This window comes from Parapedobacter luteus (assembly GCF_900168055.1).
In the GTDB taxonomy this organism is placed as follows: Bacteria; Bacteroidota; Bacteroidia; order Sphingobacteriales; family Sphingobacteriaceae; genus Parapedobacter; species Parapedobacter luteus.
Genome location: NZ_FUYS01000018.1, coordinates 24,945 through 41,832 on the forward strand (window position 1 = coordinate 24,945; position 16,888 = coordinate 41,832).

The 16,888-nt window shown below is 49.1% G+C and carries 11 protein-coding genes; 5 read left to right on the forward strand and 6 right to left on the reverse strand.

What is annotated here, in order from left to right; translation table 11 throughout:
• Positions 1-40 precede the first annotated feature (40 nt).
• Genes B5X72_RS19900 through B5X72_RS19910 form a run of 3 tightly spaced genes read left to right on the forward strand, consistent with a single transcriptional unit; the run spans position 41 to position 5,086 of the window.
• Positions 41-1,855, forward strand: coding sequence for an FAD-dependent oxidoreductase (locus tag B5X72_RS19900; protein WP_079718693.1), 1,815 nt, complete (start codon positions 41-43; stop codon positions 1,853-1,855).
• Positions 1,852-4,290: a sodium:solute symporter family transporter gene (locus B5X72_RS19905; protein ID WP_079718694.1), complete on the forward strand. Its 2,439-nt coding sequence runs from the start codon at positions 1,852-1,854 to the stop codon at positions 4,288-4,290. Before B5X72_RS19900 ends, B5X72_RS19905 begins: the two co-directional genes overlap by 4 nt.
• A 1-nt stretch (position 4,291) precedes the next feature.
• Positions 4,292-5,086, forward strand: coding sequence for an HpcH/HpaI aldolase family protein (locus tag B5X72_RS19910; RefSeq protein ID WP_079718695.1), 795 nt, complete (start codon positions 4,292-4,294; stop codon positions 5,084-5,086).
• Here B5X72_RS19910 and B5X72_RS19915 read toward each other — a convergent pair.
• On the reverse strand, positions 5,080-5,943 hold the full coding sequence (locus tag B5X72_RS19915; protein WP_079718696.1) for a helix-turn-helix domain-containing protein: 864 nt from the start codon (positions 5,941-5,943) through the stop codon (positions 5,080-5,082). The genes B5X72_RS19910 and B5X72_RS19915 overlap by 7 nt on opposite strands.
• 106 nt (positions 5,944-6,049) lie before the next feature.
• Entirely contained in the window at positions 6,050-7,072 is a 1,023-nt protein-coding gene (locus B5X72_RS19920) for an alpha/beta fold hydrolase (RefSeq protein ID WP_233632694.1), read from the reverse strand.
• A gap of 217 nt (positions 7,073-7,289) precedes the next feature.
• Here B5X72_RS19920 and B5X72_RS19925 point away from each other — a divergent pair, with 217 nt between their 5' ends.
• Positions 7,290-7,844 carry a YdeI/OmpD-associated family protein gene (locus B5X72_RS19925; protein ID WP_079718697.1) on the forward strand — a complete coding sequence of 185 codons (555 nt, stop codon included), beginning with the start codon at positions 7,290-7,292 and terminating at the stop codon, positions 7,842-7,844.
• Positions 7,845-7,857: 13 nt separating this feature from the next.
• On the opposite strand, the gene B5X72_RS19930 is transcribed toward B5X72_RS19925, so the two are convergent.
• Together B5X72_RS19930 and B5X72_RS19935 are read right to left on the reverse strand one after the other, a co-directional pair.
• A complete protein-coding gene (locus B5X72_RS19930) occupies positions 7,858-8,361 on the reverse strand; it encodes a DinB family protein (RefSeq protein WP_079718698.1) in 504 nt (167 codons plus the stop codon).
• A gap of 244 nt (positions 8,362-8,605) precedes the next feature.
• Complete coding sequence (locus tag B5X72_RS19935) at positions 8,606-10,846, reverse strand: inorganic phosphate transporter (RefSeq protein WP_079718699.1); 2,241 nt, start codon at positions 10,844-10,846, stop codon at positions 8,606-8,608.
• Between the two features lie 375 nt (positions 10,847-11,221).
• Here B5X72_RS19935 and B5X72_RS19940 point away from each other — a divergent pair, with 375 nt between their 5' ends.
• Complete coding sequence (locus B5X72_RS19940) at positions 11,222-14,518, forward strand: PAS domain S-box protein (RefSeq protein ID WP_079718700.1); 3,297 nt, start codon at positions 11,222-11,224, stop codon at positions 14,516-14,518.
• Positions 14,519-14,665: 147 nt separating this feature from the next.
• Here B5X72_RS19940 and B5X72_RS19945 read toward each other — a convergent pair whose 3' ends face one another.
• Positions 14,666-15,667 (reverse strand): outer membrane beta-barrel family protein, encoded by a 1,002-nt coding sequence (locus B5X72_RS19945; protein ID WP_079718701.1) that lies wholly within the window; start codon positions 15,665-15,667, stop codon positions 14,666-14,668.
• A 54-nt stretch (positions 15,668-15,721) separates the two neighbouring features.
• A protein-coding gene (locus B5X72_RS19950) for an IS3 family transposase (protein WP_139378560.1) occupies positions 15,722-16,821 on the reverse strand; the annotation gives its coding sequence in 2 pieces (ribosomal slippage) (positions 15,722-16,569 and positions 16,569-16,821; 1,101 coding nt in all).
• Between the last annotated feature and the right edge of the window lie 67 nt (positions 16,822-16,888).

Sequence of the window (16,888 nt, forward strand, 5' to 3'; positions counted from 1 at the left end):
TGACGCAAGCGGATGCCTACCCGAAAACATCAAAAAGCTTATGAATACATACAGAGATAAAATCATTGTTGAGGCAGAAAGCTTCGATGAGTTCGGCGGATGGGTTGTAGACCATCAGGCAATGGACGTGATGGGATCGCCGTACCTTTTAGCGCATGGGCTGGGTAAGCCGGTGGAGGACGCCGTGAAACGCATCCCTTTCAAACAGGGGGGCAATTATCATATTTGGGTTCGCACGCGCGAATGGGCGGCGCCTTGGAACGATGCCGTTGACGTAAGCCGCTACGATGAGCGTGAAAGCCCCGGACGTTTTCAGCTGGTTATCAATGGTCGCGTACTACCTACGGTGTTCGGTAACCGAAATGGTGAATGGCACTGGCAATACGGCGGTACAGCGGCCATCGAAGCTGGGCTGGTCGAGATAAGGCTGCGTGATCTGACCGGATTTGACGGCCGCTGTGACGCGATAGTGTTTGATTTGGATGGCGAGGAGCCTCCCAACGCGCTCGAAGCACTTACGGCATTCAGGAAACGGTGGCTTGGATTACCTAACGAACCCCGGGATAAGGGAACGTTTGATCTGGTCGTGGCCGGAGGAGGCATCGCGGGGATTTGTGCCGCCGTCGCTGCGGCAAGGCTTGGATTAAAGGTTGCATTGGTGCACAACAGACCGGTCGTGGGCGGCAATAACAGCTCCGAAATCAGGGTGCAGCTCGGTGGAAAGGTGAATATGGAACCTTTCCCGGCACTTGGTAACTTAGTCAATGAACTGGACCCTCAGCAAAAGCAAAACGCAAGGCCAGCGTCGGAGTACAAAGATCACCTCAAGATGGACTTGGTAAGCAATGAACCAAACATCAGTTTGTTTTTGAATACGCACATTCAGCAAGTACATATGGATGGCGACCGAATACAAGCCGTCGATGGTGTGGATATCCTAACGGGTGTTCCCTGCCGATTCAGCGGGCGGCTGTTTGCAGACTGCACGGGCGATGCGAACCTGGGCTACCTGGCTGGTGCAGATTTCCGTACCGGTAGGGAGTCGGTCGCTGAAACCGGTGAATCGCATGCTCCTGAAATTGCTGATAACCTGACCATGGGCACATCGGTCATGTGGTATTCCGTGGTTGATGAAGCGGCCGATTGCGGATTTCCGGAAACCCCTTGGGCAGTGCAGTTTGACGATCAAAGTTGTCAGAAAGCCCGTAAAGGCGACTGGGACTGGGAACTTGGGCTGGGCCGGGATCAAATTAAAGAAATCGAATATATCCGGGATTACGGCCTGCGCGTCGTTTACGGCAATTGGTCTTTCCTGAAGAATAAGTATACCAATAAAGCGGAGTTCAACCACCGCAGGCTGGATTGGGTAGCTTACATTGGCGGCAAAAGAGAATCACGCCGTTTATTGGGCGATGTAATCTTGCAAGAGCAAGATATTTTCGGCCGGCGTTTTTTTCCGGACCGTTGCGTGACAACGACCTGGTCGATTGATCTGCATTACCCCCGTACGTTTCCAAATTTCCATGGCGAGCCATTTAGAGCCCGCTGTGAGAAGACCAAGATCGAACCGTATGCCATTCCATATCGTTGCTTGTATTCTCGCAATATTGCAAACTTGTTTATGGCAGGCCGAAATATTAGTGTTACGCACGTTGCCCTGGGCACGGTTCGGGTTATGAAAACGACGGGAATGATGGGGGAAGTAGTCGGGATGGCTGCGGCGCTGTGCGTGAAACATCGTACTACACCGAGGGGTGTTTATGCTGATCATTTGGACGAGTTTCGAGCGGCCTTAGCGGAAGGGGTCCCCAGTTTCGGTAGTGCGACCATGCTTAATACCATCGCACATCAATGAGCTATAAGCAAATAAAATACCTGAGATGCCTTGCGTGTGGGCTGTTTGTCTTGCTGGCATCAGCATGCGGTACTGCGCAGAAAAGGCCCGTTTCTGACGATGCTCGATCGCAGATGGTCCGCATCCTGCGCCATGTGCTGTATGACACGCTGCAATGGGAAAAAGTCCATGCCGCCAGCTATCTGCTGCAACTGGATTATCAGGATGACGTGCGTGATGTATTTCTCGAAGAGGCACAGCGCAAGGGGCACATACCCTTTTATCGCATTGGTATTTGGCGGGTATTGGCTTCGGCGCCGGCACGGGAAGCCGAACAAGGGAAGTGGCTGGCGCGTATTCAAGGTGTTGCTGCCGACACTTCCGCACTTGACAGGGTGCATGCTGTGGAATCATTAGCCAAGCTGGGCATGCCAACGACATGGGAGCCGAATACGGCCGATCCGATACTGAACCTTTTTATACGATGGGCTAACAGCTATGCCACGGCCGGGAATTTGCACCAGACGGTAGACGCTTTACTGCATATAATCGCCGACAGCGAAGGACGCCGGCAGACCAGAGAACGGCGATTGGCGGCCTATGCTATCCGGAATATCGGCAGGCTCGATACCCGGCAATGGAACGAGCTCGCCGACCTCGCTCTTGGTGATAATACGCCCCATGCGCAGCAGGTTTATTGCCTCGCGGCAGCAGTGGCCGCAGCACCGCAAGCGATGAAAGGCACCCAACGTTTTTTTGAACTCAAGGATCGGTTGATTACCCTAGCCAGCGAGGGCGCTGCGGCAGAAAAGATGGAGTTGTCGCTCGCCTTGGCCGAAAGTGGGGGGCCAGACGACTTGGCCATGCTGTATGCTTTGGCTGAAGCTGGCAGTGCTATAGTGTCGACGGCCGGCGAGCTTTCGGATGTGCGTGCGGCCGCAGCTTACGCAATATTGCGTATTGACCGTAGGCATACGAACTCGCTGACCGTTCTGGATTGGGCTGTCATCGCCGCTTACGGCCTGCTGATGCTCTGGATAGGTTGGCATTATTCAACAAAAAATACAACTCGGGACGACTACCTCCTGGGTGGCCGCAGAATGAACCCGGTGGCGGTGGGCATATCACTTTTTGCAACGCTACTGAGTACGTTGAGTTACCTGTCATATCCGGGTGAAATGATTCAACACGGCCCAGCCATCTTTGCTGGCATGCTGGCATTCCCTTTTGTTTACTATGCGGCCGGATGGTGGTTGATTCCGAGAATCATGCAGATGAACGTTACAAGTGCTTACGAAATCTTGGAGTACAAACTTGGCCCGAGCGTACGTGTGATGGCTACGTTCATGTTTTTAACCCTGCGTTTCCTGTGGATGGCTACCATCATTTACGTGACCATCGACGTGGCGTTGCTGACGGTCGTGCCTATAGACCGTGCTTACGTGCCACTTATCGGTATTGTGTTGATGGTTATCACGATTGTCTATACATCAATGGGTGGGTTAAAGGCTGTTGTAGTCACCGATGTGATTCAATCACTCATTTTCCTTGGCGGCGGGTTAGTCAGCGTTGCGGTGGTCATGGCCGGTGTCGGTTCCTTTACCGGATGGCTTCCCTCCGCATGGCCCGCTCATTGGAATCCGCCGCGCCTGGGGTTTGACTTGCAAGAACGCTCTACCATTGGTAATGCGATGATCATGCTTTTTGTCTGGTACATCTGTACCACCGGATCGGACCAGCTTGCTATTCAGCGTTATTTGGCCACGAAAGACGTGGCCACGGCACGGCGATCCCTTCGCGTGTCGTTGTACACCAACCTCTTCGCAAAGATCTTGCTTGCCATGGTCGGGTTGGCAATGCTTGCCTATTTTAAGGCGAAGCCTCACCAGTTGGCGGACCACGCGTCATTGCAGGGGCAGGCTGACACACTGTTCCCGAGGTTTATCATGGTCGGTCTGCCCGCGGGTATTTCCGGGCTGTTGATCGCTGGCTTGCTTGCAGCGGCGATGTCCAGCTTGTCATCGGGGCTGAACGCTGTATCCTCGGTCATTTCGCAGGATGTACTCCATCGATGGTGGCCACGAAGAGCAGCTTCGTCAAATCCTTTGCGACAAGTAAGAAACCTATCATACCTCACCGGAGCCGTCACGATGGTATTGAGCATCTTTATCGCTTACGTCGAGGGCAATTTGTTTGATGTCGTCGTCAAAGTCGTTAATTTGTTCGTCGCACCACTTTTTGTGTTGTTTTTTATGGCACTTTTTGTTCCCTTTGCTACGGAAAAAGGGACACTCTTTGCGGGGGCGACGTCCATTGCCGCGGCGATTGCCGTTGCTTACTTCGGGGTACTTGGTATTACTGTACTTTGGATTTTGCCAGTTGCGTTAGTTGTCGGGGTGGTATGCGGGATGGCTTTCAGTTTTTTTGAACAAAAGAATAACTTAACAAAATCGTAATATGCGCTCATGTAAGTCGTTGGCCAAATGGCGGTCAGGTGAACCAGTTTTAGGCACCACGCTACACCTTGCCGATCAGTCGATATTCGAGATGGTGAGCTTGATGGGCTTTGATTTGTTGTGGGTCGATTTGGAGCACCATGCCCACAGTCTGGAAACTGTCAGTGGATTGATGCGCGCCGCGCGGGTTGGAAGTGCCGATGTCATTGCGCGGCCAGCGAAGGGAGAATTCATGCGCCTCGCTCGATTGCTTGAGTCGGGAGCACAGGGCATTATGTATCCCAGGTGTACTACCGCTGAAGAGGCAGCAGAAGTCGTGCGGAATGCAAAATTTCCGCCAATGGGGGACCGTGGGTTGGATGGTGCAGGTCCCGACATGCCCTATGGGCTAATGGACCTGCATGCCTATCTGAAATGGGCCAATGAGGAAACCTTCATTGCCATCCAGATTGAAGACAAGGCAGGGTTGGACCAAGCTGAGGCTATCGCCGGCACCGCAGGTGTCGACCTGCTCTTTTTTGGGCCTGGAGATTACAGCATACGCAACGGCTTTACCGGCAATTTTAACGACGACCGCTATTGGGAGGCCATCGGCAAGGTTGCCAAAGCAGCGAAGTCCGCCGGAAAATGGTGGGGTACACCGGCCTTTGATGCACTGCACGCGCAAAAACTTTTGGATGCTGGCGCTATGTTGATAACCCGTTCGAGCGATTTGAGCTTACTTCGCCAAGCATATGATGGCATGAAATCCGAATTTGGTGCATTAGGTTTCACCTTTGACAGTTTCCTTTACTGATGTTCGTGGTATTTTGTCCTGAAACCGGATGGTGACTCTCCGGTCTTTGTTAAAAACAGGCGACTGAAATAGGCTGGATCGTCGTAACCCAATTCATAGGCTATTTCTTTGGCGGTCATCGATGTATGGACCAATAGCCGTTTAGCTTCCAGTACGATTCGGCTTTTTATGATTTCGTTGGGCTGCGGCAAGTTTAGCCGCTTAAATTTATGGGTGATGGTCTTCGGTGCCATATTCAGCAGGTCTGCATAATCGGCTACGGTATGCTTCTTCTTGTAATGTGCGTCCACCAGAAGCGTGAACTTCCTAAAAAACTCAAGGGCATTGTTTTGCTCCCTAATCGCCGTATCCAGATGCTGTTTTTTCCACAATCGGGTAGACCTGATAAGCAACTGTTTTAGGTAAGTGCGGATCATCTCTTCCAACGAGTAGTCATGAAGCTCAAATTCAGCTTTCATTTGACGGAAGAGATAATCGATGAAAACCGTTTCTTCCGCATCTACTTCCACCAGCGGCATATTGTGGATGTTGTTAAACAGCAGGCCGTCGCATGCTACTTCGTTGTCATGGATCTGAATGCAATAAAAATCTCGGTTATAAAATATCAGGTATCCAGACTCAGCGCCAGTCGTTTCAATTTGTAGAAGCTGATTGGGCGCAACGAAGAAAAGAGCAGCTTGCTTCGGGCTGTACACCGTGAAGTCAACGCTCAGCTTACCGCCTTTCGGAAGGTAAAGCGCTTTGATGTACTCCCTGTAGGCACCCTCGTTAATGGAGTTCACCTTTTCTTCATTGACTGATATCAGCCCCAAGGTTTTTAGGCTGCTTTCAAAAAGGTTTTGCTTTGTGTCAATCATCGCTCGTGAAAATATGGTTAAAAATAGTTAATTGTACCTTACGTTGATTGCGGATAGGTAAAACTTGTGGGGCTATCAATACCCCACAAGTGCTTGTTGCATGATTTCACTTTCTCGCGAATTCTTCGAGCGCTGTGTTGAATTTTTCCATCTCTTCGATAAAGAGCGCGTGGCCGCTGTTTTCGAACCTTACGATGTAAGCATCTTTAATGCCTTTTTGGAGTTCCTCCGCCAACCCAAAGTCACACAATTTGTCCATTACGCCGTGGAAGATGGCTACCGGGATGTCTATGTTGGCAAGCTCCGGGCGTAAGTCAATGTTGGCCAGCGCGACGACAGCTTGGGTGGCAGCATAAGGCGATGCGTCCATGTTGATGCTTTTTAGCCAGTCTGACATGCCCTTGGAAATTCCCCCTTCCGCGCCGGGGAAATCCCTGTCAAAATCTTCAACTATCTTTGGACGGTCAGTCCGGGTCAGTTCGATAAAAGAAGCGGCGCCATCTTCCGTCAGCCCATAAGGGAATCCAGGGCGTTGTACCCAAGAAGGAGCTGCCGCTGCAAATAAGGCCAGCTTGCTGACATGGGCCGCTTGATGTTTGGTCACATAATGGATAACGACCGCGCCGCCCATAGAAAATCCACCTAACACGGCATTTTCGATTTTTAATTTTTCCAACACCGTCTTGATGTCGTCTGAAAAAACATCAAAATCGTATTGGCCATAGGGCCTGTCCGATTTGCCAAATCCCCTGAGCGAAATGCCGATTACCCGAAACCCACGCTGTACCAGGTATTGATACTGATACTCATACATCGCATTATTTAATGGCCAGCCATGTATCAAAACAACGGGTTGTCCTTCACCCCAGTCAATGACATGCAACCGCACATTCTTCTCTACTTCGATATACTCTTCCCTTCCTGCAGAATATGGTATTCTTTTCCCTTGTGAAAAAACCAGGGTGTTTAATGTCAACGAGGCTATAAATCCAATGATTAATGCCCGTGTTTTCATATTTTTGGGCGTTAAGGAAGATAGTCGTGCCGCGCTCAATTTCGGCGTAGCGGTGAAAAATTCCTTTTTCTTGTTGATTTTGCCAATCCATGTGGCTGTAGCTGAATTGTTCATTTTTCGTTGTTTTAATTTTTTTACACTAAATTTTATGAGGCAAAGATGCGGAAGGTTAGCTTGTTGAGGAATGGACAAAAGGCAATGTGAATTGTATATTTTTCCCATTTCGTGACCCCGCGCGACTACGCGGGCCGAAAATAGTCCGTTGACCGCTGACATAGGGTTGTCATAGGCGCTATGTTACTTTACGAAGTATTCATCCGTGTAGGAAAAAATGGAAACGATATATCCCAAAAACAAGCAAGAGTGGCGGAGTTGGCTGGAAAGCAACCATAGGGAAAAGCAATCCGTTTGGGTTGTCTTTTATACAAAAAAATCAGGTAAGCCGACGTTATCCTGGAGCGAAGCCGTTGACGAAGCGTTGTGCTTCGGTTGGATAGACAGTACCAAAAAGAAAGTAGATACCGATTGCGCTATCCAATTTTTCAGTAAACGAAAACCAACCAGCACCTGGTCTAAAATCAACAAGGAAAAAACCGTTCGATTAATCGAAAGCGGGTTGATGACCAAGGCCGGCTTCGAAAGCATAGAAATCGCCAAACAAAACGGTTCCTGGGGCCTATTGGATAGCGTAGAGGCATTAAAAATACCAGAAGATTTAGAAAGTTTATTCCGGCAGCATAAAGGCTCAAAACGTTACTTTAACAGCATGAGTAAGACGAACAAAAAAGCGATATTGCACCGCATTGCGCTGGCCAAGCGGCCGGAGACGAGACGGAAACGGATAGCGGAGGCCGTTGAACTGATAAACCTGGAAATGAAAAAATAACCGTGATCCGTAGTCAGCGAACCGTGCTTTCTTCGTACGTTGGCCCATAAAGACCTGGTACCTTATTGTCCGTAGCCCGTAGGTAAACAATCATTTCGCCTCGGTGATGATACACATGATTGAAGAGAAAGCTGCGGACGACAACTTTCCGGGGTAATGGGCCGAGCACGGTTCGGTCGCCGACTTTCATCGTCCATAAATCTTGTAAACTTTCCTCTGTTGTTGCATGTAGTGCGGTTCGGGCTTTTTCGACGTTTTTTTCGAAAAGGTCAAGTGTTGCGTTGATGTCCCCCGGTTCTCCACGCTCAAGGCGATCGGCTGCCAAATCGTACACATTTTGGTTGAGGACGCCCACGTACCAATAGTATATGGTGGCAATATGCTGCGCAAGCTCGCCCATTGTCCAGGAAATCGGCGAGGGTTTATACGCGATATCTTTTCCGGGGATAGCCTGCAGAAGTTTTCTGGTGCTGTTTGCTTCTTGGTCAAACTCGGCGATTAACGATTGTAATATCATAGCATGTTGTTTTTATACAAATATAGTAACGTTGCGCAACTATGGTAGGGGCCGCCTGTTAACAATTCTTAACATTTGACCCCGTAACAAATCAGATTCTCAGCCGTTATATAAATAGGTTCAGGTTAGTAAAATTTGTCTTTTCATAATTTTTAGGTTTATAATTGGTTAGTTAGTGAGGCCCCGATTCTCCCCGTTTCGGGGCTTTCACGTCAGTGGATGCAGGCGAAGCGAATTGCTGTTATCAATTCTCAAATTTGCCGTAGATCTTACATATCCGAAACAGCACAGCTTGGATATCACGGCTTTGTAGAAAAATGCTGGTTTGGAGCAACGCTTGTTTACTGCCAATGTTTTTGCGCCGGATGATATCCAACTCATTTCCGAAATTGGTATTGATGAATGTCCTGATTTCATTGCGGTTTTGGCGGAGCGAGGGGATATCAGGCCCGTCTTCCTCGTTAAGCTCGTTTATTGCAAGCCTGAAAAACCTATCCATTTTGGCTCCCAGGTTCTCTAATGTGGTGATAAAACCGTTTGCAAGGGGTTCATGCAGGTTTTCGATGTATTGGAGGCTTTCGGTACTCAGGAATTTTGCCGATTGGAGCATATCTTGTATCAGGTCGGCGCCGTGAACGATGACTTCAGCAGAGCGTCGGTCGGCGGCGCCAAGCTGCCGGATGGCCCTGAGACTGTTCCGTTTCAACTTGTATGTGTAGTTAATTAATTCTGAAAGTTCCTTGTCCGCCTTCCTTATTGCAACCGCATCGCTGCTTCGTATACCATTCAAGATCGTGCTGTAATGGCCCGATACTTCAACGACCATGGTTACCAGCATATTCTTGCTGCGCATATAGACATCCAGATCCGGCTCTTCCAACAGGCTCAATCTGCTTTTTTCTTTTTTCGATTGGCGCTCCTTGTGGGCAAACTTGATATTGGAAATAACGATATAAATGACAACGATACCCAACAAAATACCTGTTGCTAACATTCCTTGGTAAATCACGAACGCAAAGAAAGCAGCTACGGAAAAAGCAAATAGCGCAGTGATAAACCACCCGCCTATTACACTGAGTACACCGGTGACCCGGTATACGGCCGATTCACGGCCCCATGCCCGATCTGCCAGCGATGTGCCCATCGCCACCATGAACGTCACGTAGGTTGTCGACAGCGGGAGCTTCAAGGATGTTGCCCATGCGATTAGTATACTTGCCAATACCAGGTTGGTTCCTGCTCTTATCAGGTCAAAAGCAGGCGCGTCCTGGTCCACCCGAGTGGCCTTGCTCAGCTTATCCCGTTCAAAACTCAGGTTATATCGCCTTTTCACATTGCGCGGGATCACCGTATCAAAAAGATTGCCCAGTAACATGGCGGTTTTGACCACGCGCCTGGATACATTGTTGGGTTTGAAGCGGTCATCACTTCCATCTTCATCCTGTTTGCCCAGACTGATTTCTGTTTCGGTTACCTTTTTCGCTTTCGCGCTTAGCCAAATGGTCAACGCCATGACGAGTCCGGCAATCCCCAGCATATAAGCCGGAACGATGACATCGCTCGTCGCAAGGTAGTCCTGATATAACGCATCCGCGGCGACTCCGCTTTCTGCCCAGTTTTGGTATGCCATCAATCCGGCAATCGGAACGCCGATGAAATTGACCAAGTCGTTGCCGGCGAATGCCATTGCAAGGGAGAAAGTACCGGCTATTACCACAATCTTGATGGGATTAACCTGAAATTGACGCTGGAGCCAAAAGCAAATTGCTGTTGTGACAACAAGGATAAGCAGCATAAAAACAGCGATGTTGTCATTCAACGCTTGTACCCATTCCGTCTGTGCCAATGTCGTGCCCTTGAGCCCTTTAATCAACAGGAAGTAAATGATCACGGTAATGCCCATGCCGGAAAAGGGCGCTCCCAGGTTCTTCAGCCTTTTCTCGTATTGAAATGTAAACGCTGATCGGATGAAATACTGTACGGCCACACCTGCGGTGAAGGCGATTAAGATCGAAAGGAAAATACCTGAGATGATGGAGAATGTGCTCTCCATATTGATATATTTCATCACTTCGCCAATGGGCTCGCCTTTTTCGGCAGCAAAGAGGAAGCCCACCATTGCCGCAGCTCCCAACAATTCGAAGACAATGGAAACGGTCGTCGATGTGGGCAGTCCAAGTGCATTGAAGATATCAAACAGCACGATGTCAGCCAGCATGACTGCCAAAAATATCCACATCACCTTGTCGAATGTGAAATGCTGGGGCTGGAAAATTCCTTTGCGTGCAATCTCCATCATCCCACTGGAGAAAAAGCACCCCGCTAATATCCCCGCAGATGCGATGAGGAGGATGTTTCGATAGGTCGTGACCTTACTACCGATTGCCGAATTCAAAAAATTCACGGCGTCGTTGCTCACTCCTACTACAATATCGGCAATGGCCAAGACGAGTAAAACGGCAACGATAAGCAACATATAGTCCATAATTACCTCAACTGTAAATGACGCAAAAGTGTGAACACCATGTTAGTGGTCGGTTATCAATATGTTAAGTTAATGTTAATAAACGTTGCCGCACATCTATTCGTGTACGCATTTATCCGGAATAGCCGCAAGCGGTGTCCAGTCGGCCGCATTGATATGTTCAAGAATAATACGGTTCCGGGTCAAATATACAAATTATTACGGCCCTTACTCGGTAACTTCAATTTTATAGGAATAAACTGGCCGGGTGCGATAGCCACGTAAAGGCGGAGGATCTGGTACTTATCGTTGCGCATCCCGCCAGCGTTTAATACCAGTTAAATAATGGAGCGATATGGCTGATGAAATATTGTGCGTTATACCTATACTTGCATCATGGAACAAAAGCAGCCCTTTCAGCCGATCGGCGAAATAAATAACATCTTTGTCGACCATGCGCCGGCGATGATGTGGATCGCCTCGCCTGATAAACGGCGTTATGTCTTCAGTTCCGGTTGGTTGCGTTTTACCGGCCGAACATTGGAGCAAGAACGGAACGGTGGCTGGACGGAGGGTATCCACGCGGATGACCAGCGCCGTTGTTCCACAGCCTATGCGGTCGCTTTTGATGCTCGCGAAGCCTTTAGGTTGACATATCGGCTGCGAAGGCATGATGGAGCATATCGCTGGGTTGTAGATGCGGGTACACCCCACTACCTCGCTGACGGCACGTTTGCCGGCTATGTCGGGGCATGCATGGATATCGAGGAGCTCACAGGGCCCGGGGGCGGGGGAGAGGGAGTGGGCGGCGCGCACCGCGCTACTTATCCGTCAAACGACGAACCGGACGCAATCGAAGAAAAGGCCGCTGCCGTTGCTGACGAATTGCAAACAACTACCGACGGGCTCGCGGAGCGCGCATATCGGACGCGCAGTATCATTGCCAACGCTCCCTTCCCGATCGCGGTTTACACCGGCCGTGAAATGCGTATCGTAGAAGCCAATCAAGCGATTATAGACGTTTGGGGAAAAGGGAGTGACGTGATCGGAAAGCGGTATGCGGAGGTGTTGCCCGAATTGGCCGACCAGCAGATTTATGAACAACTTGATGCGGTGTATACCACCGGCGTACCGTTTAATGCCCGGAACCAGCGGGTGGATCTAGTCATCCTTGGCGAGCGGAAGACGTTTTACTTCAACTACAGCTTCACACCGTTGAAGGACCGTGCCGGAAACATATATGGGGTAATGAACACCGCGGCAGACGTGACGGATGCGGTGCTGGCCAAGCAGCGCATTGAGCAAAGCGAAAAAATGCTTTATAATGCGATTCTTCAGGCACCGGTAGCCATGTGCTTTATGACCGGACCGGAACATGTCATTGAGGTGGCCAATACCTTGATGATAGCGCTATGGGGAAGGCCGCGGAAAACCGTGATGCACAGACCAATCGCCGAGGCGCTACCCGAAATTATGGGGCAGGGGCTCGAACAATGGATCGATCACGCTTACCGTACGGGCGAAACTTACCAAGCTTACGAGCAACCTATCATGCTACTGCGCGATGGACAAATCGATACCGTCTATCAGAACCTTGTTTATCAGGCGTATCGCGATGGCGACGGTGCGATCACCGGCGTGATAGCTATTGCCACTGATGTATCTGCGCAGGTAAAAGCAAAGTTTGAAGCAGAACGGGCTTACGAGCAGTTCCGGCTGGCCAAAGAAGCAGCGCAGCTCGGCATGTTTGATCTGGATGTTAAAAGTGGCAAGCTGGATTGGGATGAGCGGTGCAGGGCACTGTTCGGTGTTGACCATGAGGACCAGGTGACTTACGAAAAGGATTTTCTGGATGGCTTATACCCGCATGACCGCGAACACGTGCAGATGGCAGTCAGTGATGCACTTGACAAGACCAAAACCGGCGGACGCTATGATATCGAATACCGCACCGGCGGCCACGCAAACAAGCCGTTGCGCTGGATACGGGCAAAAGGTAAGGTTTATTTTGACGATCACGACAACCCACTGCGGTTTATCGGCTGTGTGCAGGATGTTACGGAACAAAAGGTAAACGAGATAGCGCTCCAGGAGAGTGTCGAGCGGAAAGCACGGCTGGCCGCAATCGTGGAAACATCGGACGATGCGATTGTCAGTAAAACGCTTCAGGGCATGATTACCAGCTGGAATAAAGCGGCTCAGCGGATGTTCGGCTATACCCCGGAGGAGGCGATTGGCCAGCATATTTCATTGATCATCCCGCGCGCTCGCCTGCCTGAGGAGGATTATATTATCGGTGAGATCCGTGCGGGCAATAGGGTAGATCACTTCAATACCATCCGGGTGACCAAGGACGGGCGCGAGATTCCGCTGTCAATCACCGTATCGCCGCTGGTCGACGATGATGGCCATATCATCGGCGCATCCAAAATCGCGCGTGACATCAGCGCAGAAACAGCAGCGCAGGAGTCTACCCGCCGCTATACCGAGCGGCTGGAAATCATCAATTCGATGGTCAATAGTCTCTCCGAAGATCTCGATTTGCATAAAACACTGCAAAAGCTTACCGATAGCACAACGGCATTGACGGGGGCGAAGTTCGGTGCGTTCTTCTATAACGAGACCGACCGCGACGGACAGTCGCACGTGTTGTATACCCTTTCCGGCGCAACACCTGAAGACTTTAAAGATATCGGTATGCCGCGCGACACAGCGATGTTGCATCCCACGTTCTCCGGTCAGGGCGCCGTCCGCGTGGACGATATCACGAAAGACCCCCGTTATGGCAGGAATCAGCCGCATTATGGCATGCCAGCAGGCCATCTGCCGGTAACAAGTTACCTCGCTGTACCGGTATCGTCGCGTTCCGGACGGGTACTGGGCGGGCTGTTTCTCGGCCATCCCGAGCCTGGCAAGTTTACCGCAGACCATGAAAGCTTGGTAGTCTCGATTGCTGCCCAAGCCGCCATTGCATTGGACAATGCCAAGCTATATGAAGAAGTTAAGGCGTTGAATGACAAAAAAAATGAGTTCATTGGTTTGGCAAGCCATGAGTTGAAAACACCGTTGACCAGTGTCAATGCTTATTTGCAGATATTGGAAAGACTGCCTCTCGACGATCAAAGCAAGCAGTTTATTCAAAAGGCGTTGCGTCAGATGAAAAAGCTGATAACGCTCGTCAACGATCTATTGGATATATCCAAAATCGAAGCAGGGAAACTTGAGCTGAAAATGGCTACGTTCGACCTGAAGAAACTTATGGAAGAGACCATCGAGCTCATCGCGCATACCAATGAAAAATACCGCATTGTGTTTGATACCACGGTTGATTCGTGTATAATATACAGCGACTACCTGCGTGTCGAGCAGGTGGTTACCAACTTGCTCACCAATGCCATTAAGTATTCGCCTGATGCGGACGAGGTGAGAGTTAGTCTCAATTGCACGGAAGACGAGATAAAGGTGGGCGTCCAGGATTTCGGGCGCGGCATACCTGCGGCCAAACTTCAGCACATATTTTCAAGGTTTTACCGGGTTGACGATATCACCCAGCATACCACATCAGGTTTGGGTATCGGTTTATATCTATGCGATGAGATCATCAGCAGGCTCAATGGCAGGCTATGGGCTGAAAGTGAAGTTGGGTATGGAAGCACGTTTTGGTTTACGCTTCCTACAAGTACACAGCAATGACATCGGGCATCTGGTGGCATTCCCTGCGCAGTTCCCGGGTGGTCTGGGTGTTACTGGATTACCTAAACAGACTTCCTTTGTGTGGCTAAACCAAGCTAAACTAAGCAATATAATATTATCTTATTATTGTGTAGCACGTTGAATTATTTAATAGTCGGCCACTTCGTCTTCGTTATTAATCTTTTTAATTCTTTTCGTTGAGCGACCTCGCTTGTCAAATCGATAACTGACAGCAAAATTTATATCCCTTATGACTTGCTCTCTGTGATATTCTTGCAAGAAATATATTGAACTGATTGTACTATTTATAGTAACAGAATTAACGAATGGGTTTGCCACATTTAAAGTAAATGTCAACCTATCATTTAAGTAAGATTTATTGCAGCTAAAGGCATGGAAAAAAAAGCCATTTGTAGTTCCTTGTAATCGCACCATTTGGCCAGAATAACCCGAAAAAAATTGTGCATTCCATCCGTCATTAAACTTATAATTCATAAACATATAAGCGAATCCTAATACCCCGTCGTTTTCAAAATACTCAGAACCTAAAGATCCTTTTAACAAAACATAATTGAGATTGCCAGATAGTGATAGCATGAATTTTTTCCCGAAAGATTTAGATACATTTGTATTAAGCCCTATTTGATGCCTTATTCCCGTATTTCCATATGTTGTTCGGCTTATTGAGTCTGTACCAATTTCTGTAACGCTCTGTATCGCATTGTTTGTTAGCGTATATGAAGTACCAATCACAATATTTGCTTTTTTAAACGAACTATAGTCCAAGTCAAATTTATGGTTTCTTACTGCTGAAAGATTGGGATTTCCAAAACTCAAGTAACGAGGGTCGCTAATTATAGGATAGGGGTTTAATAATTCTATATTGGGCCGCTGTACCCTGCTGGTGTATCCCAATTTTATACTATTAGTGGTGCTTAGTTTCCTTTGTAATATTATTGTTGGGAGCACATTCAAAAACGTGCTTGAAAAGGCTTCTGTTGTGTTTTCCATGCCCACGCTCTGCATACGGGTCACCTCAAGTCGCGCACCAGCCTTTATCCCCCAATTCTTATAGTTAAGTGTATAGGTATTGTATCCTCCAAAAATATATTGATTATGCCTAAAATCATCGTGTCGGCTTCCCCCAATTAAGACTGCGTAATTTTACAAAATTCTCATCAAATTAACCTAAACCTAACTGCCCTAACACGCCTGTTTATCGCCTTCAAAAGCCGAAAGAGTAGCATATTCCGTTGGCGACATATTACCCAGGCTGTCGTGCGGTCTGTGATTGTTGTAGTCATCCATCCATTGCCAGGTAATTTCCCTCACTTCATCCAGGGTGTCAAACAGGTAACAGTCCAGCACATTATCGCGGTAGGTCCCGTTCAATCTTTCCACAAAACCGTTCTGCGTGGGCTTGCCGGGCTGAATGTAGATAAACTCAATGCCGTTGACCATACTCCATTCCGTTAAAAGCTGGGATATGAACTCCGGGCCGTTGTCCATCCTGATTTTCCCCGGCTTACCCCTGCGTTTGATCAGGTGGTTCAATACCCAGACGACCCGGGAACTGCGCAGGGAATAGTCCACTTCGATATGCAGCGCTTCCCTGTTGAAATCATCCATTACGTTGAAAGAACGGAACCGTCGGCCATTGCTTAGTGCGTCGCTCATAAAGTCCATAGACCAGGTGTCGTTGGGCGATATGGGTTTAACAAGCGGCTGCTTTATCCTTTGCGGCAACCGCCGCTTTGCTTTCCTCCTGATGTTCAGTCCAATGAGCCTGTATACCCGGTGGACGCGCTTGTGGTTCCAGCAATGGCCCTCCCGGCGTAATCTCCTGAACGCTTTCCAGAAACCTTCACGCGGGAAATCCTCCGCTTTCTGACGTAGGGCTGATTCCACATCGCTATCGTCACGTATACTGTTATAATAGTAACACGTCTTGCTCAATCCCAACACCCGGCACGCCCTGCTGATGCCTTTCCCTGACTCCATCAATTCCTGGGCAATCTGTTTTTTCTGGCAGGGCTTCAAAGCTTTTTTGCAATCACTTCCCTGGCCGCCTCTAAATCCAGGGCAAGCTCTGCATACATACGCTTAAGCTTACGGTTTTCTTCCTCAAGTTCTTTCACACGTTTCAGCTCGCTGCCGTCAAGCCCGCCGTATCGCTGCCGCCATTTGTAAAATGAGGCGGCACTAACACCATGTTCTCGCGTGAGTTCCTGAACGCTTTTTCCTGCCTCGAACTCCTTAAGGATCCTGCTGATCTGCTCCGGTTTGAATCGTTTCCCTTTCATAATACACCGTTAAAGTTATCAATCATTTTTCTATTCTCTAACAGTCTTTTTTTCAGGGAAGCTTACA

Bases quoted from the DNA above. Each gene is read 5' to 3' on its own strand.
- B5X72_RS19900 (WP_079718693.1), top strand. From the start codon at position 41: ATGAATACATACAGAGATAAAATCATTGTTGAGGCAGAAAGCTTCGAT.
- B5X72_RS19905 (WP_079718694.1), top strand. From the start codon at position 1,852: ATGAGCTATAAGCAAATAAAATACCTGAGATGCCTTGCGTGTGGGCTG.
- B5X72_RS19910 (WP_079718695.1), top strand. From the start codon at position 4,292: ATGCGCTCATGTAAGTCGTTGGCCAAATGGCGGTCAGGTGAACCAGTT.
- B5X72_RS19915 (WP_079718696.1), bottom strand. From the start codon at position 5,943: ATGATTGACACAAAGCAAAACCTTTTTGAAAGCAGCCTAAAAACCTTG.
- B5X72_RS19920 (WP_233632694.1), bottom strand. From the start codon at position 7,072: ATGAACAATTCAGCTACAGCCACATGGATTGGCAAAATCAACAAGAAA.
- B5X72_RS19925 (WP_079718697.1), top strand. From the start codon at position 7,290: ATGGAAACGATATATCCCAAAAACAAGCAAGAGTGGCGGAGTTGGCTG.
- B5X72_RS19930 (WP_079718698.1), bottom strand. From the start codon at position 8,361: ATGATATTACAATCGTTAATCGCCGAGTTTGACCAAGAAGCAAACAGC.
- B5X72_RS19935 (WP_079718699.1), bottom strand. From the start codon at position 10,846: ATGGACTATATGTTGCTTATCGTTGCCGTTTTACTCGTCTTGGCCATT.
- B5X72_RS19940 (WP_079718700.1), top strand. From the start codon at position 11,222: ATGGAACAAAAGCAGCCCTTTCAGCCGATCGGCGAAATAAATAACATC.